At 60.4% G+C, this 23214-nt stretch carries 24 protein-coding genes and 1 pseudogene; 14 read left to right on the top strand and 11 right to left on the bottom strand.

Annotated features, from left to right (window positions below; genetic code table 11):
- Positions 1–14: 14 nt before the first annotated feature.
- Positions 15–923 carry a dihydrodipicolinate synthase family protein gene (locus tag AC1D3C_RS03050; RefSeq protein ID WP_477481827.1) on the top strand — a complete coding sequence of 303 codons (909 nt, stop codon included), beginning with the start codon at positions 15–17 and terminating at the stop codon, positions 921–923.
- A gap of 196 nt (positions 924–1119) precedes the next feature.
- Here AC1D3C_RS03050 and AC1D3C_RS03045 read toward each other — a convergent pair whose 3' ends face one another.
- Positions 1120–1638 (bottom strand): hypothetical protein, encoded by a 519-nt coding sequence (locus AC1D3C_RS03045; protein ID WP_477481826.1) that lies wholly within the window; start codon positions 1636–1638, stop codon positions 1120–1122.
- Positions 1639–2005: 367 nt separating this feature from the next.
- Between AC1D3C_RS03045 and AC1D3C_RS03040 the strand changes: the two genes are divergently transcribed.
- The 7 genes from AC1D3C_RS03040 to AC1D3C_RS03010 all read left to right on the top strand — a co-directional run bounded on the left by AC1D3C_RS03040 (position 2006) and on the right by AC1D3C_RS03010 (position 10538).
- Positions 2006–3016, top strand: coding sequence for a LacI family DNA-binding transcriptional regulator (locus tag AC1D3C_RS03040; RefSeq protein ID WP_247135748.1), 1011 nt, complete (start codon positions 2006–2008; stop codon positions 3014–3016).
- A 42-nt stretch (positions 3017–3058) separates the two neighbouring features.
- Positions 3059–4333 (top strand): ABC transporter substrate-binding protein, encoded by a 1275-nt coding sequence (locus AC1D3C_RS03035; RefSeq protein ID WP_477481825.1) that lies wholly within the window; start codon positions 3059–3061, stop codon positions 4331–4333.
- Between the two features lie 179 nt (positions 4334–4512).
- Positions 4513–5364 (top strand): carbohydrate ABC transporter permease, encoded by an 852-nt coding sequence (locus AC1D3C_RS03030; protein WP_477481824.1) that lies wholly within the window; start codon positions 4513–4515, stop codon positions 5362–5364.
- The gene (locus AC1D3C_RS03025) at positions 5361–6218 is read left to right on the top strand and encodes a carbohydrate ABC transporter permease (RefSeq protein ID WP_040124231.1); all 858 of its coding nucleotides are present in this window, start codon (positions 5361–5363) and stop codon (positions 6216–6218) included. Before AC1D3C_RS03030 ends, AC1D3C_RS03025 begins: the two co-directional genes overlap by 4 nt.
- Positions 6219–6231: 13 nt before the next feature.
- The gene (locus tag AC1D3C_RS03020) at positions 6232–7290 is read left to right on the top strand and encodes an ABC transporter ATP-binding protein (protein ID WP_477481823.1); all 1059 of its coding nucleotides are present in this window, start codon (positions 6232–6234) and stop codon (positions 7288–7290) included.
- Positions 7291–7309: 19 nt separating this feature from the next.
- Positions 7310–8566, top strand: coding sequence for an MGH1-like glycoside hydrolase domain-containing protein (locus tag AC1D3C_RS03015; protein WP_477481822.1), 1257 nt, complete (start codon positions 7310–7312; stop codon positions 8564–8566).
- A 406-nt stretch (positions 8567–8972) separates the two neighbouring features.
- Positions 8973–10538, top strand: coding sequence for a sensor domain-containing diguanylate cyclase (locus tag AC1D3C_RS03010; protein ID WP_477481821.1), 1566 nt, complete (start codon positions 8973–8975; stop codon positions 10536–10538).
- An 85-nt stretch (positions 10539–10623) separates the two neighbouring features.
- On the opposite strand, the gene AC1D3C_RS03005 is transcribed toward AC1D3C_RS03010, so the two are convergent.
- A complete protein-coding gene (locus AC1D3C_RS03005) occupies positions 10624–11094 on the bottom strand; it encodes a TetR-like C-terminal domain-containing protein (RefSeq protein ID WP_477481820.1) in 471 nt (156 codons plus the stop codon).
- A 150-nt stretch (positions 11095–11244) separates the two neighbouring features.
- On the opposite strand from AC1D3C_RS03005, the gene AC1D3C_RS03000 reads away from it, so the two are divergent.
- From AC1D3C_RS03000 to AC1D3C_RS02990, 3 genes are all read left to right on the top strand, one after another.
- Positions 11245–11934: a hypothetical protein gene (locus AC1D3C_RS03000; protein WP_477481819.1), complete on the top strand. Its 690-nt coding sequence runs from the start codon at positions 11245–11247 to the stop codon at positions 11932–11934.
- Positions 11935–12186: 252 nt separating this feature from the next.
- The gene (locus tag AC1D3C_RS02995; protein ID WP_477481818.1) at positions 12187–12645 is read left to right on the top strand and encodes a hypothetical protein; all 459 of its coding nucleotides are present in this window, start codon (positions 12187–12189) and stop codon (positions 12643–12645) included.
- Between the two features lie 102 nt (positions 12646–12747).
- The gene (locus tag AC1D3C_RS02990) at positions 12748–13278 is read left to right on the top strand and encodes an imm11 family protein (RefSeq protein ID WP_477481817.1); all 531 of its coding nucleotides are present in this window, start codon (positions 12748–12750) and stop codon (positions 13276–13278) included.
- Positions 13279–13367: 89 nt separating this feature from the next.
- Here the strand turns inward: AC1D3C_RS02990 and AC1D3C_RS02985 are convergent, their stop codons facing one another.
- Together AC1D3C_RS02985 and AC1D3C_RS02980 are read right to left on the bottom strand one after the other, a co-directional pair.
- The gene (locus AC1D3C_RS02985; protein WP_477481816.1) at positions 13368–13700 is read right to left on the bottom strand and encodes a YciI family protein; all 333 of its coding nucleotides are present in this window, start codon (positions 13698–13700) and stop codon (positions 13368–13370) included.
- Positions 13701–13797: 97 nt separating this feature from the next.
- Entirely contained in the window at positions 13798–14343 is a 546-nt protein-coding gene (locus tag AC1D3C_RS02980; RefSeq protein WP_477481815.1) for a GNAT family N-acetyltransferase, read from the bottom strand.
- 708 nt (positions 14344–15051) lie between these two features.
- Here AC1D3C_RS02980 and AC1D3C_RS02975 point away from each other — a divergent pair.
- Positions 15052–15510, top strand: coding sequence for a mobile mystery protein A (locus AC1D3C_RS02975; RefSeq protein WP_477481814.1), 459 nt, complete (start codon positions 15052–15054; stop codon positions 15508–15510).
- A complete protein-coding gene (locus AC1D3C_RS02970) occupies positions 15507–16109 on the top strand; it encodes a mobile mystery protein B (protein ID WP_477481813.1) in 603 nt (200 codons plus the stop codon). Before AC1D3C_RS02975 ends, AC1D3C_RS02970 begins: the two co-directional genes overlap by 4 nt.
- A gap of 153 nt (positions 16110–16262) precedes the next feature.
- On the opposite strand, the pseudogene AC1D3C_RS02965 reads toward AC1D3C_RS02970, so the two are convergent.
- Positions 16263–16379 (bottom strand): annotated as a pseudogene (locus AC1D3C_RS02965) (hypothetical protein); the annotation flags it as partial.
- A 306-nt stretch (positions 16380–16685) separates the two neighbouring features.
- Between AC1D3C_RS02965 and AC1D3C_RS02960 the strand changes: the two are divergent.
- On the top strand, positions 16686–17591 hold the full coding sequence (locus AC1D3C_RS02960; protein ID WP_477481812.1) for a LysR substrate-binding domain-containing protein: 906 nt from the start codon (positions 16686–16688) through the stop codon (positions 17589–17591).
- A 58-nt stretch (positions 17592–17649) separates the two neighbouring features.
- Here the strand turns inward: AC1D3C_RS02960 and AC1D3C_RS02955 are convergent, their stop codons facing one another.
- From AC1D3C_RS02955 to AC1D3C_RS02930, 6 genes are all read right to left on the bottom strand, one after another.
- On the bottom strand, positions 17650–18930 hold the full coding sequence (locus tag AC1D3C_RS02955; protein ID WP_477481811.1) for a TRAP transporter large permease: 1281 nt from the start codon (positions 18928–18930) through the stop codon (positions 17650–17652).
- Positions 18927–19442, bottom strand: coding sequence for a TRAP transporter small permease (locus AC1D3C_RS02950; protein WP_477481810.1), 516 nt, complete (start codon positions 19440–19442; stop codon positions 18927–18929). Before AC1D3C_RS02950 ends, AC1D3C_RS02955 begins: the two co-directional genes overlap by 4 nt.
- Before the next feature lie 96 nt (positions 19443–19538).
- Positions 19539–20534, bottom strand: coding sequence for a DctP family TRAP transporter solute-binding subunit (locus AC1D3C_RS02945; protein ID WP_247033892.1), 996 nt, complete (start codon positions 20532–20534; stop codon positions 19539–19541).
- 44 nt (positions 20535–20578) lie between these two features.
- Positions 20579–21469, bottom strand: coding sequence for an NAD(P)-dependent oxidoreductase (locus AC1D3C_RS02940; RefSeq protein ID WP_477481809.1), 891 nt, complete (start codon positions 21467–21469; stop codon positions 20579–20581).
- Positions 21470–21486: 17 nt separating this feature from the next.
- On the bottom strand, positions 21487–21792 hold the full coding sequence (locus AC1D3C_RS02935; protein WP_477481997.1) for a putative quinol monooxygenase: 306 nt from the start codon (positions 21790–21792) through the stop codon (positions 21487–21489).
- A gap of 14 nt (positions 21793–21806) precedes the next feature.
- A complete protein-coding gene (locus AC1D3C_RS02930) occupies positions 21807–23165 on the bottom strand; it encodes an NAD(P)H-dependent oxidoreductase (protein ID WP_477481808.1) in 1359 nt (452 codons plus the stop codon).
- Positions 23166–23214: the final 49 nt, after the last annotated feature.

Below are 23214 nucleotides of genomic sequence, written 5' to 3'. Positions count from 1 at the left end.
GGAAAGGTTAGATAATGAATATGTTCAATGGCCTGTCTGCGTTTCCCCTGACCCCGACCGATGCTGAGGGGCGCATTGACGCCGAGGCGCTGGCCCGCTTTCTCGAGCGTATCCATCACGCGGGAGCAGATTCCATCGGGTTGCTCGGCAGCACGGGCGGCTATGCATACCTCACGAAGGAAGAGCGCAAGCGTGCCGTCGCGGTTGCTGTTGAATGTATTGGCGGCAAGACTCCTCTTGTGGTGGGTGTAGGAGCATTGCGCACCGACGACGCTCAGGCTTTGGCGCGCGATGCCAAAGCCGCTGGCGCCGACGGTCTGCTCCTGGCGCCCATGTCATACGTTCCCCTGAACGAGGACGAAGTCTTTCAGCACTTCGTCGCTGTGGCCGAGGCGGGCGAATTGCCTTTGTGCATCTACAACAATCCGAGCACCACACGCTTCACATTCAGCGATACGTTGATCGCCCGGTTGTCGGCGGTGTCCAACGTGGTCGCCGTGAAAATGCCCTTGGCGGCCGGTGGCGATTACGCCGGGGAACTCGCACGCCTGCGACAGGTCACTCCTGACAGGTTCACGATCGGATATAGCGGAGATTGGGGGGCGGCCGATGCCTTGCTTGCCGGATGTGACACCTGGTACAGCGTTGCGGCAGGCCTGCTGCCGGGCCCGGCGCTTGCGTTGACGCGGGCCGCGCGCGCCGGCGATACTGTCGAGACCGCGCGGTTGAACAAAGCTCTCGAACCCCTCTGGGCCTTGTTCAAACGCTACGGCAGCTTCCGCGTTATGTTCGTCATTGCGAACCTTCTGGGTCTGGCGCATGTCCAGCCGCCGCGTCCGATTTTGCCATTGCCCAAGGACGCCGGAGATGACGTCAGGCTGGCATTGGAGATGATCGAAGGCGCGAGCCGGCAGAGGCTTTAGCGCCCCGGGCGCAGTTGGACATCTTCCGTTTATCTACCGCCTTTACTCAGCCGAGGTTCCGAGCCGCAAGAAGGCACGGTCACGGCTCTCGACCTTGCACCTGAAAAGGTACGGCGAGCAGAAGGAAGATGGGCAAGGTGAATGCCGGCTCTGCCGGCGGGCAGCTTGAAGGGAACGGCGCTTAGTTCGGAGACACTCAGGAGGAGCCGTCGAATATCCTTCGGCAGATGGCCAGCATATGCCGGTTGTAATCCTGGTTGCGCATGGCGTTTTCAAAAATCCGACGCATGATCGGGTGCTCCCGATACTTGAGCAATGTATTCTCCCAATCGACAATCAGGTCTTCCCGATCCTTCTGCGACATGCCGAGATCGATGGCCTGGTTATGGGCAATAAAGACCATGCGCGAAACCTGCCCAAACAGTCGTTTCATGAAAATAAAGGCTGCCAGATCCTCGTCCTTCCAGGAAGGGTCGATCTCGGGCGCATAAGACTGCCTGATAACTGCTGGCGGAGCATTGATGAGCGTTTCCATAGCGCGGTCGAACTGACCTTCTGCCTGCAGGATAAAGTTGACGGCGGCGGTGTCGGATTGTTTTTTTGCCTGCCGGCGAACTAGTCGAAACTGCCGAATGGCAAGAAGTATAGCGATGGGCGTTGAGATGCTTGCGAGCGCCTGCGCCACCATCAACACGGTCTGAAGCGAAAATTGCATGTGATCCTCCAGGAACGGCTTGCGCTTACCACGAAGCTTATGGAGGGACAACGATGGCGGCTCGTCCGACCACCTCGGAGGCGGACGTAGACATCGGCGCGGACCAACGTCCAGCCTGCCTTAAGCTCCTGAAGGAATAGAACTGGCGACCACGGCCAAAGAGCCGTCTAAATCGTAGGACCCATTGAATATAGCCGCTCAGTTTGAGACTGCCGGCTAATGGCTTTTCCATGAGCAATGCGACGTCCGACAAAACCTAGCCGTACTGCGGGCTGGGCCGGCGATGGCGCCAGGCTAGCCTCCAAAACGTTTTGGTTGACTCCCAAAACGTTTTGGAGGATGTTTATTTCAATTCGGGAGGAAGATCTTGGCAAATCTGAAACAGCTGGCACATTCGCTCGGACTGTCGATTACCACTGTGTCCCGGGCACTTGATGGCTATTCCGACGTGTCCGCGGCCACCCGCGAGCGGGTTCGCGAGGCGGCAGAGGCCGCAGGTTATCGGCCGAATGCGTCTGCTCGTCGGTTGCGCAAGCAGCGCGCGGAACTGGTCGCCGTGACGCTGCCGAGTGATCCTGGCCACGTCGGCCCCCCTCATTTCCTCGACATGCTGTCAGGCTGCGCCGAACATCTCGCCGCGGCCGGTCTCAATCTCGTCATCGCGCCTGTGCCACGGGGTGTCAGCGAACTTGAGATATGCCAGCGCTTCGTCGACGGGCGCCGCGTCGACGCCATGTTGCTGGTCCGCACCAAACGCAAGGACGAGCGCGTCGAATACCTCCAGTCGCGGGGCATTCCCTTCGTCACCAACGGCCGCACCGAAAGCTCGATCCCTCATCCGTTCATCGACGGCGATGGTTTTGCCGGGTTCCGCGCCGCAACGCTGCGCTTCCATGCGGCCGGGCATCGGCGCATCGGCCATATCGCTGGGCCGCAGGAATATTACTTCGCGCATGTCCGTCGCCGCGGCTGGCAGGCGGCGATGGAGGAATGTGGGCTTGCGACCGATCTCTGCGCCGAAGGAGCGCCGCTCGAACAGGGCGGTTATCTCGCAGCGCTGGAACTTCTACGCCAGCCGTCGCGTCCGACGGCCCTTGTCTGCGCCACCGACGAAATGGCGATCGGCGCGTTGCGGGCACTGCGCGAGGTCGACGGCGGCAACCAGATCAGCATCGTCGGGCATGACGACCTGTCGATGGGCGCCTTCACCAGCCCGCCGCTCTCGACCATGCGCATGACCGGCGAGAACCTCGGCGCGACCTTCGCCTCGTTGCTCCTGCGCGCCATCGCCGGAGAGCCCGCCGAAGACCTTCAGGAGCTTCACGCGATCGAATTTGTCGACCGCGACAGCCACCGCCGCCCACCGGTGGCCGCATAGACAGCCGTGCATTTCAAGACGAACAAAATGAAGGAGGAGAAGATGAAACATATCGTGTCACTTACAATTCTGGCTTCGACGGTGGTGGCGTTTGCCTCGCCGGTGCTTGCCCAGACGGTTTTCGTATCCACCCAGCTTCGCCCGATCGAGGAGGCGACCGTGGTCCGGCAGGACCTTTTGAAGGATGCCGGCAAGGTCGATTACGTGGTCGAGGAGCCGCCGCAGTTTGCGGTGCGCATGCAGGCAGAAGCGCAGGCCGGCAAGCACACCGTCAGCCTCGTCGGCGCGCTGCATGGCGAGCTTTCGCCGCTCGCCGACAAGGGCCAGCTGGAACCGCTCGACGAGCTTGCCAAGAAGCTTGCCGCCGGCGGCATGCCGCAATCGGTCCTTGATCTCGGCAAGCTCGGCAAGCCCACGCAGCAGTATATTCCGTGGATGCAGGCGACCTATGTCATGGCCGCCAAGAAAGAAGCCCTGCAATACCTGCCAAAGGGCGCGGATATCAACGCGCTGACCTACGACCAGCTGATCGAGTGGGGCAAGAACATGCAAGCTGCCACCGGCCAGCCGCAGATCGGTTTCCCGGCCGGTCCGAAGGGCCTGATGGCGCGTTATTTCCAGGGCTATTTCTATCCGTCCTTCACCGGCGGCGTAGTGCGCACCTTCAAGAATGCAGATGCTGCTGCCGGCTGGGAGAAGCTGAAGGCGCTCTGGGCCTATGTCACCCCGAACTCGACCAATTACGATTTCATGCAGGAGCCGCTGGCCTCGGGCGAAGTCATGGTCGCATGGGACCATGTCGCCCGACTGAAGAACGCCATTTCAGCGGCGCCGGATGACTATGTCGTCTTCCCGGCACCGGCCGGCCCCAAGGGCCGCGGCTACATGCCGGTTCTGGCCGGGCTTGCGATCCCGAAGGGCGCACCCGACACGGCAGGGGCCACGAAGGTCATCGAAACGCTGACGACAGAGAAGACCCAGCTGCTGACGGCTTCGAAGGTTGGCTTCTTCCCGACCCTCAACGTCCAGCTGCCGCCCGACCTCGACAAGGGCGTGGCGCTTCTCGCCGGTGCGGTCACCAAGACGCAAGGCTCCAAGGATGCCGTGATCTCGCTTCTCCCGGTCGGTCTCGGCGACAAGGGCGGCGAATTCAACAAGGTCTACATGGACGCCTTCCAGCGCATCGTGCTGCAGAACGAGCCCGTCGCCGACGTGCTCGCCAAGCAGGGCGCCACCATGGCCAAACTGATGACCGACGCCAAGGCGCCTTGCTGGGCCCCGGACGCCAAGAGCGACGGCGCCTGCCCGGTTCAATAAGGCACCATCCGACAAGCCTCCCAAGGCTGATGGCATCCGGGCGCGAATGCCCGGATGCCAAATCCAAAGGAGCGGGAGCAGCGGACCAAGGTGCCTGCATTCCATCGCGATGCGGGTGGCGGAGAGAGGAACAATTCGATGTATGATCAATTCTCAAAGCCCCCTTGCGAGGGCAATCGATGACCCAGAACCGACCCTGGATCCCCTATCTGCTGATCCTGCCGTCAGTCGCCTTTCTGGCGCTGCTCTTTGTCGTGCCGCTGGTGCAGACGATCTGGCTGGCTCTCTCGGACAATGGCGCAGCGTCGCTGGCAAATGCCGAGCGCATGGTGACCGACATCAATTTCACCCGCTCGGTCAGGAACACCTTTCTTCTGACGATCGTCGTCGTGCCGGTGCAGATCGCCATCGCGCTCGCCATGGGCACGATGGTCGCCAAGGTCGGCCGCGGCCGCGAGACCATTCTCTGGATCTGGACCATCCCGCTTGGCATTTCCGACCTCGCTGCCGGCCTTGTCTGGCTGTCGATCCTGCAGAATACGGGCTATTTCAACTCGCTCCTCTTCAGCCTCGGCGTGATCGGCCGGCAGGCAAGCTGGCTGTCCTACCAGACGCCGGTCGCGCTTTTCATCGCCATCGCAGTTGCGGAAATCTGGCGCGGCACGGCGATCGTCATGGTCATCATCGTCGCCGGCCTCAACCAGGTGCCGAAGGAATTCAAGGAAGCCGCCGAGATCTTTGGCGCGGGCCCATGGACGCGCTTCTGGCGTATCACCCTGCCGCTGATCCGGCCGGCTCTGCAATCGGCGCTGATCCTGCGCACCGTGCTCGCCTTCGAGGTGTTCGCGGTTGTCTACGCGCTCGGCGGGCGCAATTTCCCGGTCCTCGTCGGCGAGGCCTATAACTGGCAGAACCAGAACCAGAATTACAGCGTCGCGGCGGTCTACGCGGTGCTGATCATGATCATCTCGCTTGCCGCGACGCTGATCTATCTGAAGGCCCTGAAAGTCGATCCGGAGCGCCTGCCATGAGTACGGAAACCATGAGCGGGACGGAAACGGCTTCCCGTCCCGCAAGCTTCGCCTCCTCCCGCCGCTGGCTCCTGTGGAGCGGCATTGCGGCGCTCTGCGCCTGGGTTCTGGTGCCGATCTATCTGGTGGCGTTGGGGGCACTCGGCGGTCGCCAGGGTGTCTATATCTGGCCGAAGACGGGCCTGCCGACCGGGATTTCGCTCGAACCGTTCATTCTGTTCCTAAAGACCGAAGGCGTCGTCCAGTCTTTTCTCAACTCGCTGGGGGCAGCCGGCATCACGGTGGCGCTTTCCATCCTGCTGGGCGCGCCGGCCGGCTATGCACTGGCCCGCTACGATTTCCGGGGCAAGGACAGCTACCGGCTTCTGGTCCTGCTGACCCGCGCCTTCCCCTTGGCGATCCTGGCGCTGCCGCTCACCGTCTCCTTCATCCGGCTCGGGCTCTATGACACGATCATCGGCGTCGGCCTGATCCACACGGTCCTGGCTCTGCCCTTTGCGGCGCTCGTGACCCAAGGCATATTCCTTGGCGTTCCGAAGGAACTCGAGGAGGCCGCCTGGGTGTTCGGCTGCACCCGCGTCCAGGCCTTTTTCAAGGTGGTCGCGCCGCTGGCTTTGCCCGGCATCGTCGCCACGGCAGTGTTCGCCTTCGTCATCTCCTGGAACGAGGTGTTCGCCGCCTCGGTACTGACGGTGCGCAACCGCACGCTCACGGCCTATCTGCTGACGGTGCTGTCGGAAAGCCCGATGCATTACCGCTTTGCCGGCGGGCTTATGCTCATTCTCCCTTCCGTTGTCTTCATCTTCGCGGTCAGGCGTTACCTCTTCGCGATCTGGGGCATTTCCTCCAAATAACGGGACCATCGACATGGCCAATATTGTCATTGACCGCATCCGCAAGAGTTTCGGCGCTTTTCAGGCGCTGAAGGAGGTCTCGCTGACGATCAACGATGGCGAGTTCGTCTCGCTGCTCGGGCCATCGGGCTGCGGCAAGACCACGCTCCTGCGCATCATCGCCGGTCTCGAAACCTCGACCTCGGGCGATGTCCGCATCGGCGACCGGTCGATCATCGGGCTGGCGCCCAAGGATCGCGGGCTGGCGATGGTCTTCCAGAACTATGCGGTCTTCCCGCATATGACGGTCTACGAAAACGTCGCCTTCGGCCTGCGCATGCAGAAGGCGGACGACGCGCGGGTGAAGGCGCAGGTGGAGAAGGCGGCCGGCCTGCTGCATATCGAGCCGTATCTCGACCGTTATCCGAACAAGCTTTCGGGCGGCCAGCGCCAGCGCGTGGCGGTCGCCCGCGCGCTGGCCGTCGAGCCGAAGGTGCTGCTGATGGACGAGCCGCTCTCCAATCTCGACGCATTGCTGCGGCTCGAAATGCGCACCGAACTGAAAACCGTGCTGCAATCAGCGGGTACGACGACGATCTATGTCACCCACGACCAGACCGAGGCGATGGGCCTGTCGGATCGTATCGCGGTCATGCACAACGGCGTCGTCGAGCAGGTCGGTCATCCGGTCGAGATCTACAATCATCCGGCCACGCGGTTCGTCGGCGGCTTCATCGGCAATCCTCCGATGAACTTCATCAAGGTGCCGGTCTCGAACGGCCGGGTGGCGGCGGGTGCTGAACAGCTCGCGGTGCCGGAAGATGTCGGCAATGAAATCGTGCTTGGGCTGCGTGGCGAAGCGGTCGAACTGGCGCCGCTGCCGCAGGGGATCGAGATGAAGGTGCGGGTCGCCGAGCCGATGGGTTCGCACCTCTTGCTGACCGGCTCGATCCACGACCAGCCGGTGCGCGTCATCCTGCCGGCGTCCGAAACCGTGAGGAGCGGCGACACGATCGGCCTGAAGCTCGACCGCAAGCGCATCACCTGGCTTTCGCCCGAAAGCGGCAAGTCGTTTCCAGCCGTTTCGGCCTGAGCATACCGGAGTACCCGACATGAACGTGCATATCACCGAGGCGAAGCGCATCCTCGTCGCCAACGACCGCGGCGGCTATACGGTGCCGACCGACCGGCTCTACCCGTTCCAGTGGAACTGGGATTCCGCCTTCGTCGCCATGGGTTTCGCGCTTTATGATACCGATCGTGCCTATCGCGAACTGGAGCGGCTGATCGAGGGCCAGTGGGCGGACGGCATGATCCCGCATATCGTCTTCCACCAGCCGAGCGACACCTATTTCCCGGGTCCGAACGTCTGGCGCACCCGTCACACGATCCCGACTTCCGGCATCACCCAGCCGCCGGTCTTTGCGATCGCGCTGCGCAAGGTGTTCGAGGCGGCCGGCAGCGGCGCCGAGGCGCGCACCCTGCCCCTCTACGAGGCGGCGCTGAAATGGCATCGCTGGTGGTATTCCGCCCGCGATCCGGAAGGCACCGGCCTGGTCGCTTTGCTGCACCCCTGGGAAAGCGGCAGCGACAACTCGCCGGCCTGGGACATCGCGCTCGCGCGCGTGCCGACCACCACCGACACGCCGGTCGTGCGCAAGGATACCGGCCATGTGAACGCCTCGATGCGCCCGCGCGACGAGGACTATAACCGCTTCATACACCTGGTCGACACCTATGCCGCCTGCGGCTGGGATCCCGCAAGGCAATGGGAAAAGGCACCGTTCAAGGTCGCCGAGATCCAGACCACCGCTATCCTGCTGAAGGCCGGCGAGGACCTCGAACATCTCGCCCGCGAATTCGGCCGGATGGAGGACGCCGCCGAGATCGCCGCCTTCAACGACCTCACCCGCAAGGCGATACTCGCGCAGTGGCGCCCGGCCCTGTCACGCTTCGTGTCCCGCGACCTGATCTCCGGCGAGGATGTCGAAGCCGCGACACAGGCCGGGTTCATCCCTCTCCTATCGCTCGATCTGGACAAGAGTATCGCCGACGCGCTGGTCGACGAGATGAAAGCCTGGTCGAAGGGCCTCAAGGTCGCCTTTCCGACTACCAAGCCGGGCATCGCAGGCTGGGAACCGAAACGCTACTGGCGCGGCCCGGCCTGGGCGATCATCAACTGGCTGCTGATCGACGGCTTCAGGCGCAACGGTCATCCGGAAGCGGCGGAAGAGCTGCGCAGATCGACGGTCGAGGCGATCGAGGCGGAAGGTTTTGCCGAATATTTCGACCCGGTAACGGGCGAAGGCTGCGGCGGCCTCGGCTTTTCCTGGACGGCCGCCGCTTATATGTGGCTTACGTGGACCTAAGATCAGCGGAAAACCGCAGATTGCCACATAGTCGAACGACTCGAGTGCTTGTTGCCTGACATGCGCACGAGGCAAGATAAAAAATCCAGTGCCCGTCTGATGCCAGGAAACGCCCGATGGAATGGGAGTCACGCAACGCCGGAACTCGACACCAGCAGGCGGCAGGCTTTTTCCACAGAATACCGTGATCCGTTTGGAGCAAAAGCGTTTCCGTTTTTTCAGCCTCTTACGTCCGGATGCATAGAAACCTCTCTATAAATTTAAAGCAATATTAAGGGCCGCGCCGATCGTTGGGTCGACAGTGTTTGCCCGGCATAGCCATAATCCCCGATCGTGAGTGCCTTTTATCTCGAGTGAGACATGGCTCCCGCTCAGCAGTCGATTTCAGCCAGTAGCGGAGTTTTACATGTTCATTCGTGTACTCGATTGCATCAGCACCGATCATAACCCGACGCTTGTCGTCCTGGCGATTGTTGTCGCGCTCTTTTCGGGCTTTGCACTGTTCACGATCCTCGATCATGCCAGAGCCCGACATGGACGTATGAAGACCGTTTGGGCATTTGTGGCTGCTTTCGCGGCGGGTGGCGGAATTTGGTCGACGCACTTCATCGCCATGCTGGGTTTTCAACCTGCTGCGTTTGTCAGCTACGATGTAGGTCTCACGACAATGTCGGCCTTTTTTGCAATTGCCTTTGCTTCAGCTGCAACACCCCTGTTACTGTCGCCTGGTCTTGTCAACGCTCTCGCGGGCGGTCTTCTTCTCAGCGCCGCAATTGGCACCATGCACTTCATCGGCATGAAGGCTTTGCTATTTGCCGGCACTCTCGAGTGGCATTTGCCTCTCGTTGCGCTTTCGCTCTGCGCGGGCAGCTTACTGGTGATCGCGGCGACATTCGCTGGACGTCGACGTGCCTCGGTCGGGTCTCGCCTTGCCGCGGGAACCTTATTCGGTGCAGCTATCTGCACACTGCATTTCACCGCGATGAGTGCCGCCCTTCTTAAGACAGACCCGTCTCTTCGAGTTGCGGATGGGAACCTGTCGGAATTTCTCCTCGGGCTCTCCGTTGCCGCGGTCACAACATTGATCGTGGTCTTCAGTCTGGTGACGGTTATGTTTGATCGACGTGCTCACGACGCGACCGTCGATGCCCAACAGATGCGATCAATTCTTGAGGCCGCACAGATCGGCATCCTTGTTTGTCAGGATGATGAGGTCATCTCGGCAAACAAGGCATTCGAGCGGCTCGTGGGCTGTGAAGGGTCGAGTATCGAAGGTCGTGCCGTTGCCGACTTTTTTGAACTCCCGGCAGGCGCCGATCGTCACGCACCTCGCCTTTACGAGACCGAAGGGCAACTAAGGACGGCAAATGGGGTGCGGGTGGACGTTGCGCTCAACACAACACCGATCCTGTCGGGAGACACGTTGCGACATCTCGTCGAAGTTCGCGATATTGGCGATCATAAACGCGCTCGTGATCGCTTGGACTACCTCGCCAACCATGACGAGTTGACGGGACTTCCAAATCGCAGGCTGTTAAATGCCGAGCTGCGAAAAGAGGCGCTGTCCAATCAGGAGTTTGGGCTACTCTGGGTCGATCTCGATCGTTTCAAGGAGATTAATGACACATATGGGCATGCGATCGGAGATGCTCTTCTCCACGCGGTGGCGCAACGCTTCCGCTTGGTTCTGGACGAGCGGCATTTGCTTGCGCGTGTCGGTGGAGATGAGTTTGTCGTTCTGTTCAGGCACTCATCAAGACAACGCGATCCCGCCAGCGCGGCTGAAAGCCTGTTGAAGGCAATGGTCAATCCGGTTGTCGTCGACGGCCAAATGCTGGAGGTCGGGATTTCTATCGGTCTGGCAAGATACCCCGATGACGCGAAGTCGACAGACGCTTTGATGCGCCGAGCCGATCTTGCTCTTTATGAGGCAAAAAAGACCGGCCGCAGCCGCTACGCCGCCGCGTCGTGAGCCTTGCGCTGTCGGTCAGGCGGCGATACCGCCATGGCTCCTTCGCGGTTGCGCATCCACGGCCACCACTATGGCCGGTCGGCGATCAGATCGTCTCCTCTGGCAGTGTGATCGGGGCTCTCCTGATTGACGAAATATAGTTCTTTAGGACCGTCTGGACGGTATCTTCTGCCGTCTGTCCAGGTATCGCCCATTGCGCGAAATGACCATCGATGTACATCCGGGCAAGCCCGTACACGAGCGCCCTTGCGGCAATTTGTGTTTCCATGATGTCGTTTGACTGAAGCAAATTTCGCCGCCTGGCCTCCAGCATCGCTGCTTCGACAAGCAGACGCACGGCGTCGTTGTCCCGGCGTAGAGATTCAGAATTTTCCCAATCAATCAGGCTCCGCGTCGAGATGATCTGGAAGTGTGTCGGGTTTCGAATCGCCCATCGCAGATAGGCCACTCCCACCGCTGCAAACCGATCAACCGGATCGTCAGTGATAACAGCCTCCACCGCGCTGACGATCTCCAGCCTAAAACGCGCCATCGCCTGCTCAGCAACAGCTGTCATCAAAGCGGTCTTGTTGCTGAAGTGCCGGAAAGGGGCACCTGGGGAAACGCCAGCCCGTTTTACAAATGAATGTAAGCAGTGATTACCGACGGGAACTGGAACACCTTGCGATCCTCGCAACTCTCTACTTTCCCGGATGGAGGAAACATCATGCTCGCGAAAAACGCCCCTGCTTTATCGCCTACGCCATCCGGCAACGTCGCAGCCTCCAGCTCCAGCACAAGGTTCCGGCCATTTTCGGCGATGCCCGGCGCTTCAGGCGGTATCCTTTACCGTGTCGCAGCTGTCTGTGGAGTAGGAAGTGCAATCATACTGCTGATCAATGCGGCCAAGCGTAGCGGACTGATCGCGACCTCCAATCTCACCCAAATTCTCGCACCCCTTGCCGAAATTCTGGCGCTTGGACTGATCGTCGGTTTGTTTCTATCCGCCGGCCGCCGTACCGGCCTGTTTGGGTTGATTGCCTTCGTTCTCAACTTCGCGGCCCTTGCGAGCCTGGAAGGGGTGGAAGTCGTCATCAATCTGGTATTTTCCAAACTTCCAATGGCAACCATTGTTGAGCTTCAGGCGGGACCGCTCGGGCTAGTCCTCGTGGCGAGTTCATTGCTGTTTCTCTTCGGGACGTGCGCGTTTGTAATCTCGCTTGTGATCGCAAAGGACGTACCCCGGATTCCACTTGCGCTCTATTTCCTAAGTGCGATGCCGATTGCCCTTCGCGCTTTCATACCGGAACTAGCGCTTGACCTCGGCCTGGCAGGCCTGGCAGCCGCGTTGATTTGTCTTTCGACGTGGCTATGGACGCGCGCAAGCACATTCGCCCAGCCGGCCTACGAAGTGTAGCCTCTGTGCGCTCACGCCGAAGCGATTGGCTTATGAGTGTGGCACGGCGCTGCGTTTATCGCCCTGGCGATCGGCGCGCTGTTCTCCTCCATCCTGCCGACCTTCCCCGCGAAAGCGTGCTCGTCGCCCTCCGGACATGCTTTCGCGACCGCCTTCCTCAAATGCGTCAATTCCTTCCATTGCGTTGCATCTGCTTCAAGCCTACGTAGGGGCAATGAAGACAATCATCAGCCACAACGTGCAGAGGCCATAATGGGTTGGCTGATCGGCGGCGCGATAGTTTTGATAACTTTCTTGTTTTCGCGCAGAGCTGGCGCCGTTGTGGTCGCTTCGCTCGCCGTTGCCTGGGTCGGACTTTGGCTCGTCACGGATCGTAAAAGCGAGCAGGAGCCCTCGAACCAATCCGTCTCCATCAATGCGAAACCTGATCCCCAGTTGTGTCCAAATCCGGCCATGCCGATCTCGGTCCGGATTACCAATCATGCGGACACGGCCCTTCAGACTGTCTCATTCAGCCTAGTTGCCAAACAACGCAAATCAATCGTTTACAGGGCGTCCCATACGAGTGATGAAGTCATCGCGCCGGGAGAGACCTTCTCGACGTGCTATGGACTAAACCCTCTTTCCTTTGCGATCCGCACTGTCCGTTATGAGCCGCGAGAACTGGATTGGGTGGGCGAAACTTCCCTAACCCGGTTTGCGAGCTCGTAAGGCGCGCTGCACATCCGTGCACGACCTTCGACATTGGTCCCGCCGGTCTTCGCGCTGCCTGACCGGCCAGTTCTGACTATTGACCGCCAGGAGAAACACGCGATGCCGCTGACAGTCTACAAGTTCGAGGTCATCGAAGGTCAGGAGTGGATATTCCCGGCCGATGATGACGACTATGAGACCTTCTCTGCGATGGATGGTCGCGTCATTCAGGATTGGATCGCTCCTGTCATGAAACTGGACACGGCGGATCGGACCTATTCCGATTTCCCCTGGCTAGGCGAGCACGCGCCGATCCTGAAAAGACCCGCAGTCGACGCACTGGCGCCGGTTCTCGTCGAGCATGGGCAGCTTCTGCCCATGAAGGGGGAAGAGGTTTGGCTTTTCAACACGACGACGGTCCTCGACGCCCTCGATCATGAACAGTCACGCATCGCCTATTTCGACAACGGAGACATTCTCGATATCGAGCGTCATATCTTCAGGAGGGAGAAAATTGGAGCCGCACAGCTCTTCAAACTGCCGATGCGGGCTTCGGCTGTCTATGTCACCGACAGTTTCGTGGAACAGGTCGGCAGCGCTGGACTTCGCGGTGTCTCGTTCATCCGCGTGTGGACGTCAGCAGAGAAATGAGCGGGGCGCGCCAGGCTGGCTGAGCCCATAAATCTGCCGTTCGAGATTCGACATATCCAATCTCCTGTATCTTGAATAATGAGCTCTGATCAGGGTACTTCTTTCAGGGGCCAAACTTCAACGACGCCGTGTGCAATCGCGCACGGTACGTGGGAAACCTTCTCTATGGCGTCGGCCAGGTCGGTGGCCTCGATGACGGCAAATCCCGCAATCGGCAGGGCTGACGACATGAACGGTCCATCGCGGGTTTCCACCCCGCGCGCCTCCGGATTGCGGACCTGCACCGGTGTGCCGGCGATCCCGATCACGGCGCCCTCGGACCGCAGTTTTGCGTCCTGGGCATGCGCGGCGTCTTTGACGGGTCCGGGCGTGCGATCGTAGCCAGCCGGGTCGCCATATCCGATTGTGATAAACTTCGACATGGTCTTGTCTCCTTTCCTTTCCGTGGTATGCGGCGGGCCGGCCACAACGGCGTCAGGGGCGGCTACAGACCGTCTGATCCGGCCAATAGCCAGGCGCCTATCCGGCGTCCTCGAGTGGCAGGGCGTACGCTATGATCTTCTGATCGGTCAGACCGGGACTGAACCCGAGAACATTCGACGCCGTCACGTCGTGCGAAGGGCACCTGCGAAAACCAAGGCCCTCATACAGTTTGCACGCAGCCCTCATGAACTCGGCAGTGTGCAGCGTGAGAGCACGTGCCCCATCTTGTTGGGCGCGTCCTATACACCACAAACAAAGTGCCCGACCGTAGCCATATCCTTGAGCGGAAGGCGCGACGGCCAATGTTCGAAGCCCTGCAACACTGGAAGGCCACCCCATTCCCTCGCGCGAGGCCTCTGCGTAATAAGTGACCGTTCCCACGAGGCACCCTTGCGTCTCGAGCACCGCAATATCCGCCTGCCCCCATCGGCTCGTGAAGTCGCGCGAGTCTCTCAAATAGGGATCGAAGATGTGGGCGGGCAAAACTCCGCGATATTGCGCGAAAGCGTCGGTGACGAGAGCGGCCGTGGCGCCAAGTTCCCGAGGCTCCGCAAGGCGAACCCTATATTCAGTGTCGATCATTCCGTGTCCTCGTCCAAGGTGAAGGAAAAAGACTGCTTCCCTCAAGGCTCGCGGCGCTCAACCTTTGGCGATCTCCCATAGTCCGGAGCAAAGCCGGCCAGGCTTGCATAATCGCGCACGACCTATGATGAGAAGATAGCGCGCCAACGTCCGGCGCTCCGATCTGCATTGCAGCCATCGCCAAGGTATCGAGCGAGTCTTGTGGCGGGAATGACAAAAAGATTGCATTTTCTGCCAATGCCTGGCGTTACCGTCATTGTCTCTTCAATATGATGATCAGCCTGATAACCCGCCCCATGGCATTCTGCTCTTCATCAGATAGCGGCAACGCCGGTCGCGAGGGAGCTAAGGCAGTCATGCCTGGGACAGCATACGCCGCAGGATCTCCGCAGCGTCGGATAGGCAAGCACGGCTCGCCAGGCGCTCGATCGCCACCACGCAGGAGCACGCGAAAAATTCGCCGGGAAGCCGCCACCGCCATGATCGCGATCGCTTCGCTTGGAAAAGCCTCGTTCAATTCAGCGATCGCCTCGCAGGTCAGCAGCGAGACGGGGCGATTGCCAACGAGGAAGAACAGCTTGGTCGTCTCCAGTGAAGGCCATTATAAGTGACGCCCCAAGAGCGTCAATAAATATATTGACATTTCGTGACCGATTGTATAGCTTTTTATTGACGAAATGATTTAATCCGTCAACATACGAGTCTCCAATGGGCGTGAAGCAAACCGTACGTCGGCAGTATCAGGCGATTGTAGATACGGCGCATGGAAACGATATCGAGAGACCCGCTGAAGGCTGGATCCGAACGGTGCGCAGAGCTTTGGGCATGTCGGGCGTGCAACTCGCCAAGAAAATGGGCGTCACGCGCTCGCGCATCGCGCAGGCCGAAAAAGCCGAGCTTGATGGCGGTGTGACCTTGAAGTCCATGGAGGCGATCGCAGAAGCGATGGGTTGCCGCTTCGTCTACGCCTTTGTCCCACCTCAGACGGTCGAAAATGTCATTATCGCCCAGGCCAGGAAAAAAGCACAAGCGATCGTCGGTAGGGCCGCAAAGCATATGGCGTTGGAAGACCAAACTGTTTCGCACAGCCTGACCCAGCAGGAAGTCGCGCGCCTGATGAATGAGCTGATGTACCAGATGCCCTCCGATTTCTGGGAGGATAAGTGACCTTTGAGTTCGAATATCCCGATGGTGCGACCCCTCTCGACCCAAACGAAATCGGCGGGCTGAAATTTAAGCATCTTAAAACGCAGAGTGAGCTGGACGAGCTCGAACAGGCGAACATCGCTTCTGGACTGCGCTGGATTTCTCGTATGCGCCGAAAAGATATTCTGACCGATGACTTTGCAATCGAGCTTCATCGGCGCCTTTTTGGCGATGTTTGGGATTGGGCGGGCGCATTTCGCAAAACGGGGAAAAACATTGGTATCGATCCCATGCAGATAGGAGTCCAACTGCGGGGGCTCATGGATGATGCCCGGTATTGGGCTGATAACAACACGTACTCTGCGATCGAGGTGGCTGTCCGGCTACATCATAAGCTGGTATTCATTCATCCGTTTCCGAACGGTAATGGCCGGCATGCGCGCATCATGGCGGATGTCGTTCTTGAAAAGATATATGGAGCCGAACCTATCGATTGGACGTCGGGCTCCAATCTTCAAAAGATGAGCGAGAGACGCGCCGCCTATATCGCGGCGCTGAAAGCGGCAGATAGTTACGATTTGGAACCGCTGCTGGCTTTTGTGGCGCCCGGGGTCTCTTGACTTCCTGCGACGCATTTCACGTCGACGCCAAGGCGGTCGCCGGGCGATGACAGGCTTCCTGGTGATGCCGTGCACGACATCTCCAACTGTCTCGACGGAATATTCCAATCCCACGATGAACTCCTCGATCAAAACATCCCGGGCCGTTCCCTCGCCGCCGCTCGACAGCAGATGGGCCACCTGCTCTCCAACATCTCCACCGTCCAGACAAAGACGCACGCGGGTGCTTCCACTTCCGACCACCGGCTTGACGATCAGCGGAAAGCCGATCCGGATCGCTGCTTCGACAGCGGACGGGACATTGTGGACCAGTTCATAAGCCGGGGCGAGTAATCCGGCATTCTTGAGCGTTCCCCGCTGGCTCTGCTGGTGGCTAGTTCCTGATCACCTATGTCCCGGACCTGGTGCTTTGGCTCCCGCGTTTAGCCGGCGCGATGCGATGACGATAGGAAAAGCCGGCTTGACGTCGCCTTCTTCTTATTGTCCATTTGCTCAACGAAATTAAGGCCATTCGTGATTTCAGCATTCTCTGAACGACGAACACCGCCTCAGCGCCGTCGTCAGCGCAGGTAGAAAATGCAGCTTCCGATCAAGGCCATTCTGGTTTTTCACGCCGCAGCTCGTGCCGGCAGCATTTCACGCGCAGCCGCAGAGCTGAGCGTGACGCCATCGGCGGTCAGCCAGCAGATCCAGTTGCTGGAGGTTCAACTTGGCGTCTCCCTGCTTGCCAAAGCCGGCCGAGGCGTCGTGTTGACGGAGGCTGGCGAACGTTATTTCTCGATGATCTCCGAGCAGATCGAGCGCATCGAGGAAGCAACCGGCACGATCCAAGGGTTTCGCTCGGTCACGACGCTGACTGTTCGCGCTACCCCCACGTTGTCCAACAAGTGGCTGCTGCCACGGCTCGGCAAGCTGCTCGACCAGCACCCCGATCTCGAAGTTCGCCTTGACGGCACCAATGAGCCTACCGATTTTAACCAGGAACTGGTGGACATTGAACTCCGCCACGGCAATGGACGCTGGCCGGGACTGTTCGTGGAAGGTATCGCCGACGAACAGTTCATGCCGGTCTGCTCGCCCGGTTATGCCGCGGCAGGCAGCCTCCAGCCGCGGGACCTGCTCGATCACCGCCTGATCCATTCGGTCAAGTCGCAGGCGCAATGGACGACCTGGTTTCAGCTGACCGAGGTTGCGCCACAGGAGCGCTGGTCACGGATTCTCTTTGACCGCAGCCATATGGCGATCGACGCCGCGATACGCGGCATGGGCATTGCCCTGGAGAGCACGCTGATGATGGGCGACGAATTGAAGAGCGGGCGGCTGGTCTGCCCGGTCGCAGCGCCACCGGAAATCCGCATTGTCACGCAATGGATCGTCTGCCCGCGGGACCATCTGCGTCAGAAGAAAGTGCGGATCTTTCTTGATTGGCTGCGCGCCGAGCGGGATGTCTGGCAGGCTGCCCAGCGCGACGCGGTCTCCTGACGGCAGATCCCGTGAGGGCCGAGGACCGCCACGGGATCGCTCGTATTTCGCTGCCGCTTCAGTAGAGGCCCAGCAGCCGGATGGGCGTCAGCGTCAGCTGCGGAAACAGCACCAGTGCGAGAATGGCCCCGACCAGGATGGACATTGGCGCAAGCGAGCCCTTGATCACATCCTCGATCGACATCTTCGCCACTTGCGCCACGGCAAACAGGCAAACCCCGACCGGCGGCGTCACCAAACCGAGCGTCAGGGTGATGACCATGACGATCAGGAAGTGAATCGGATCGACCCCGAGGGAGACGGCAGACGGCATCAGCACCGGGATCAGGATGAACATGGCGGCGATGGCATCCATGAACATGCCGACGACGATCAGGAACAGGAAGATCAGGACGAGAACCATGGTCGGACCGGTGCTGATCGCGGCCAGGAACGTCGCCACCTGCGCCGGCAGACCGTCGAAAGTGAAGACCCAGGCGGCCAATTTGGCGGTGGCGGCAATGAAGAGGATCGTGCCCGAGGTCCGTGCCGTTTCGATGAAGATCGTGGGCAGTTCACGCGGCGAAATTGTGCGGTAAAGGATGACCGATAGACACAGGGTATAGAGCACGGCGATACCGGCTGCTTCCGTTGGCGTGAAATAGCCATCGACGATACCGATCAGCAGAATGACGGGCGTCAGCATCGGCAGGATGGCCGCGATGCCCGTCGTCACCACCAGGCGCATGTTGAACGGCTTGGACGGGTTGTAGCCGTACCTTACCGCGTAAAAATGGTTGAACACCATGAACATCAGCGCGATAAACAGGCCGGGTATGAGGCCCGCGACCAGCAGCGTGCCGATGGAGGCATTGGCGATCGATCCCGCAATGACAATCAGGATTGACGGCGGAATGATCGACGAAAGGGTGGAGGTACAGAGCGTCATCCCCACGGCATAACCCTTGGGAAATCCATGGCGCTCCATCGCCTTGATCTCGATTGCGCCGATGGAAGCAATATCGGCAACAGACGACCCGGACACGCCACCGAAAATGACGGACGATGCCACGTTCACATGGCCGAGTCCGCCCGGCAGCCAGCCGACGATAGCTTCAGCAAAGTCGAAGAGCTTTTCGGCAACGTGGCCGCGCTCCATCAGCACCCCGACCAGAATGAACAGCGGCACCGCGACCAGCAGGAACGAATTCATCGCCGAGAACATGCTCTGCGCCAGAAGATCGATCGGGGTCGAGGTAAAGAACACGATGGCCAGCACGCTGGCGAGGCCTAGAGCAACGGCAAGCGGAACGCCAAACGCACTCATCACCAGGAAAAGGACAAGAAGAACGAGGCTCATGGCTGCTTCTCCGGCTTGGGCAATACAGTTTCGGCGAGAGTGATCTCCGGCATGCCCTGGGCGGGATCGGAAATTTCAATGAGGTCGCGGCGTGTCCGTAAGGATTCGAAGATGGCAAGTACCGCCAAGACGGAACTAAGAGGCATGATGAGGCCGATCACCCACATGGGCACGATCAGCGTGGCTGTGGTTTCGTTCATCATGAACTGCTGCTTGACCAGATGATAACCGGTCCATCCGGTCAGGACGAAGAAGATGACCGACGTCGTCACATAGATCGGCACCGAGAGCCGCTGGATCGCGCGCGGCAGCATCGCCAGAAAGACAACCACGCGCGCAGTCTCCACCGTGCGAAAGCCCGCCGCCAGTCCCAGGAAGATCATCCACACAAAAAGATAACGCGTAGCCTCCTCGGTCCACGAGACCGGAACGCCGAGAAGACGGCTTGCGACCTGGAGCAGGACAACCACCAGCACGCCGAACACGGCAATGCCGGCGACGACATCGGTCATGCCCTTGATGATCTTGTTTAAGAGAGAGCTGTTTTTAACCATGGCTTATTCTCCTGTCCGGACCGGTGCAGGACCGGTCCGGCTTGGGACGAAGGATCAGTTCTTTCCGACGAAGGCGATGGTCTTGTCGAAGAAGGCCTGGTCTTTCACCAGTCCGGCAAAGACCGGGTAAAGGCCCTTCGAGATCGCGACGAACGCCTTTTGCTGCTCGGGCGTCAGGCGGTTGATTTCCATACCGTGCTTCTGCAACTCCGCGATGGTGGTTTCCGCCGTCGCGGCGTCGTTTGCGACCTTCCAGGCCTCCGCTTCCTTGCCCGCCTCCGCGAGCGCCTTCTTATGCGCGTCGCTCAGTCCCTCGAATTTCGCCGGATTGATGCCCAGCACCCAGCCGTCACCCATGTGATTGGTGATCGACGCATATTTCTGCACCTCGTAGAACTTGGCGCTGAGCGGCACGTTGATCGGGTTTTCCTGGCCGTCGACGACCTTCAGCTGCAGGGCGTTGTAAACCTCCGCGAAGGCAAGGGGCGTCGGCGCAGCACCCATCTTCTTGAAGAATTCGACCCAGAGCGGATTGTTCGGCACGCGGAACTTCAGCCCCGACAGATCCTGGGGCTTCGTGATCGCAAGCTTGGAATTGGTCATCTGGCGGAACGGACGCGGCCAGAGATTGATGCCCTTGATGCCGATCTTTTCGAGATCAGTGATCAGCTCCTGGCCCGGCGCGCCCGAGAGGTAGCTGCGCAGCTGCGCCTCGTTGTCGAAGACGTAGGGGATGGAGATCGCCGAGAACTTCGGATTGAAGTTGGCATAGAGCGATGTCGCGAGCAGCAGCATATCGAGCGAACCGCCGGCCAGCTGCTTTACGGCGCCGGAGGGATCGCCGCCATAGAGCGTGCCGTTCGGGAAGACCTTGACGGTCAGTTGGCCATTGGTCTTGGCGGCCACGAGTTCAGCGAATTTGTTGGCTGCAACGGTGATTTCGGAATTGTCTGGATCAGGCGTCGATAAGGTCAGCGTCGCTGCCTGGACGATCGAGGCGGTCAGCATGGTAGCGGCGGCCAACAGGCTGCGAAGTGCGAAGTGTTTCATTTTCATTCCTCCCTTTTGATAGTCTCAACTGGATGTCAGGCGGACTAGCCTCCGCCCCGGTTCATGCGTTGCAATTGAAGAATGACGCCGCTGTGATCGAGATCGCCGTCACCATCATCCACCATGGCTTGAAAAAGCCGATCAACCTCCTCGCTGACCGGTAGCGTCAATCCAAGGCTGCGCGCAAAGGCCAGCGCCGTCGATGTGTCCTTCACCTGATATTTCGCGGGCCCACCGGGCTGGAAATTGCCTTCCACCATGCGCAGGCCGTGCTGGCGGAACACCGTGGAGTCGGCGAACCCGCCGAGCAGAGCCTCGCGCACCCTGGCCGGATCGGCACCGCCCCGCTTGGCGAGCGTCAGCGCTTCGGCCACCGCGCAAATGGTCGAGGCGACGATCAACTGATTGGCAAGCTTGGTCAGCGCGCCGCTGCCCGCCGGGCCGACATGGGTCACCCGCCCGAGAGGAGCGAAGACCGGATGCAGCCGATCGACGACTGCGGCATCCCCGCCAGCCATGATCGCAAGCGTTCCTTCCCTGGCACCCTTCTCGCCACCTGAAACCGGCGCATCGACACAAGCCACACCGTGATCGGCGGCCACCTTGGCCAGGGCCACGGCGGTCTCCACCGGAATGGAGCTCATGACGGCCAGGATCGCTCCCGGCCGCATGGCGGAGATCACGCCATGTTCGCCCATCAGCACCGTTTCGCAGACGGGACCGGAACTCAGCATGCAGATCACCACGTCGGCGTCCGCTGCGGCGGCGACGGCATCCGATGCCGTGACCACGCCGCGGCCGCTCAGCGCCGCCGCCTTTTCCGGCGTCCGGTTCCAGCCCGAAACCGCAAAACCTGCCTCGGCCAGACGCCCGGCCATGGGGCCTCCCATGATGCCGGTGCCGATGACGGCAATGCGCTGTATGCTCTCGGTCATTTGTCCTTCTCCCGCCATCACGGATAGTCCCGGCGTGAAAAGCGGACCGGCCGCTCCTCGACGATCAGCGGCGGGAAAGCCTGCCGGAAACGCTCGAGATGCGGCGTTTCCAGATGAGCGTCGAAGGCGGCCCTGCTATCATAGACCTCGTAGAACACCACGGTATCTTCCGATCCTTCAGGGCAGATCACGTCGAACTGCCGGCAACCAGGCTCATCTGCGGCAGAGTGCCTGGCGTCATCCCGCGCAGCTTCCAGGAAAGCCCGCATCTTGCCGGGCTTCACCTGGAATTCCGCGATCACGACAAAGGCTGGCGCGCTCATCTGGTCACCCGTGCTCACGCTGCCGCGCTCTTGGCCGGGCGGAAGCTGCCTTCCATTTCCTGGCGCAGCTTCACCACGTCGAGGTCATTGACGATCTCGACGTCGTCGAACGAGACGATCTGATCCTTCTTGATCGGCCGCTTGAGCTTGACGTTATGGGCAAGACCGATCGGCAGGGCCTTGAGATCAAGGCTGCGGGTTGCCGGAATGGCATTGGCCCAGACGGCATAACCGCCCTCGCCATCCAGCATTTCGCCGGGCTGCATGTCCTTCTTGGCGGTCGCGACCGCATCGCCGCGGAATTCCTTGGAGCAACCGGTCGGCTCCTTGCGCAGCACGGCGGACAGGACGCTGATCGAGGTCTCCAGGCCGATGATGTGGAACGGACGCCACATCGAGGCATACCAGCCCGAGGGATCGGTCAGCAGGCCATATTGCTTGAAGCAGGACCGGGCATATTCGTTATGCGCCTTGAAGGTGACGAACACGCCGTAGCGGATGTTATTGAACACCTCGCGGCCGTCCGGCTCCTGGCTGGCGGCAATGTCGACCAGACCCGAACGCGCCATGCGGCCACCGTCGGATGCCGGGCGGAAAACGCGAGCGAGGTCGTGGAGGCCAGCGGGCGGGAAGGCCAGGCCATCATCCGGGCAATCCAGGCCGGTGCCATTGGCGACAGCAGCCATTTCGATCGCGGCCTTGGTGCCGTCGGTAAAGGAATTGTAGAGCTTCGGGTTGAGGTTGTCCGCCGCGACCTGTTCCTCCGTCCAGCCGAAGAGGCCCCAGACCGTATCCGGGGTGGAATAACGGTAGCGCGGCTCGAAATTCATGCCCTTGCCGGCGGCGGTAATCTCAAAGCCGGTGGCGCGTGCCCAGTCGACCAGTTCGCAGATCAGCGCCGGCTGATCGCCGTAGGCCATGGAATAAATGAGCCCCTTGGCGCGAGCCTTCTCGGCCAGGATCGGGCCGACCATGACGTCGGCCTCGACATTGACCATCACCACATGCTTGTTGTGCTCGATCGCGCCCAGCGCATGGCGGGTGCCGGCAATCGGATGGCCTGTCGCCTCGATGATGCATTCGATCTCGCCGCATTCGAACAGTGCCTTGACATCGTCGGTGATGAAGGTCGTGCCGTTCTTGACGGCATCGCCGGCGCTGGTCGCGCTGTAGCGCTCCTTGGCCCAGCCAACCCGCTGCATGGATTCCTTCGCCTTTCCGACATCGAGATCGGCCACGGCAACCATGTGCAGGCCGGCAATGCGCTGGGCCTGGGCGAGCACCATCGACCCGAACTTGCCGGCACCGATCAGGCCGACCCTGACCGGACGTCCATCGGCGGCACGAAGCGAAAGCAGTGAATACAGATTCATTTCAACATCCTCGGCTGGGGAATATCTTTTGCACAGAGCCCGGCCGGAG

The organism is Neorhizobium sp. P1_A6, from assembly GCF_056406795.1.
This window is presented reverse-complemented; position numbering and strand designations above follow the sequence as displayed.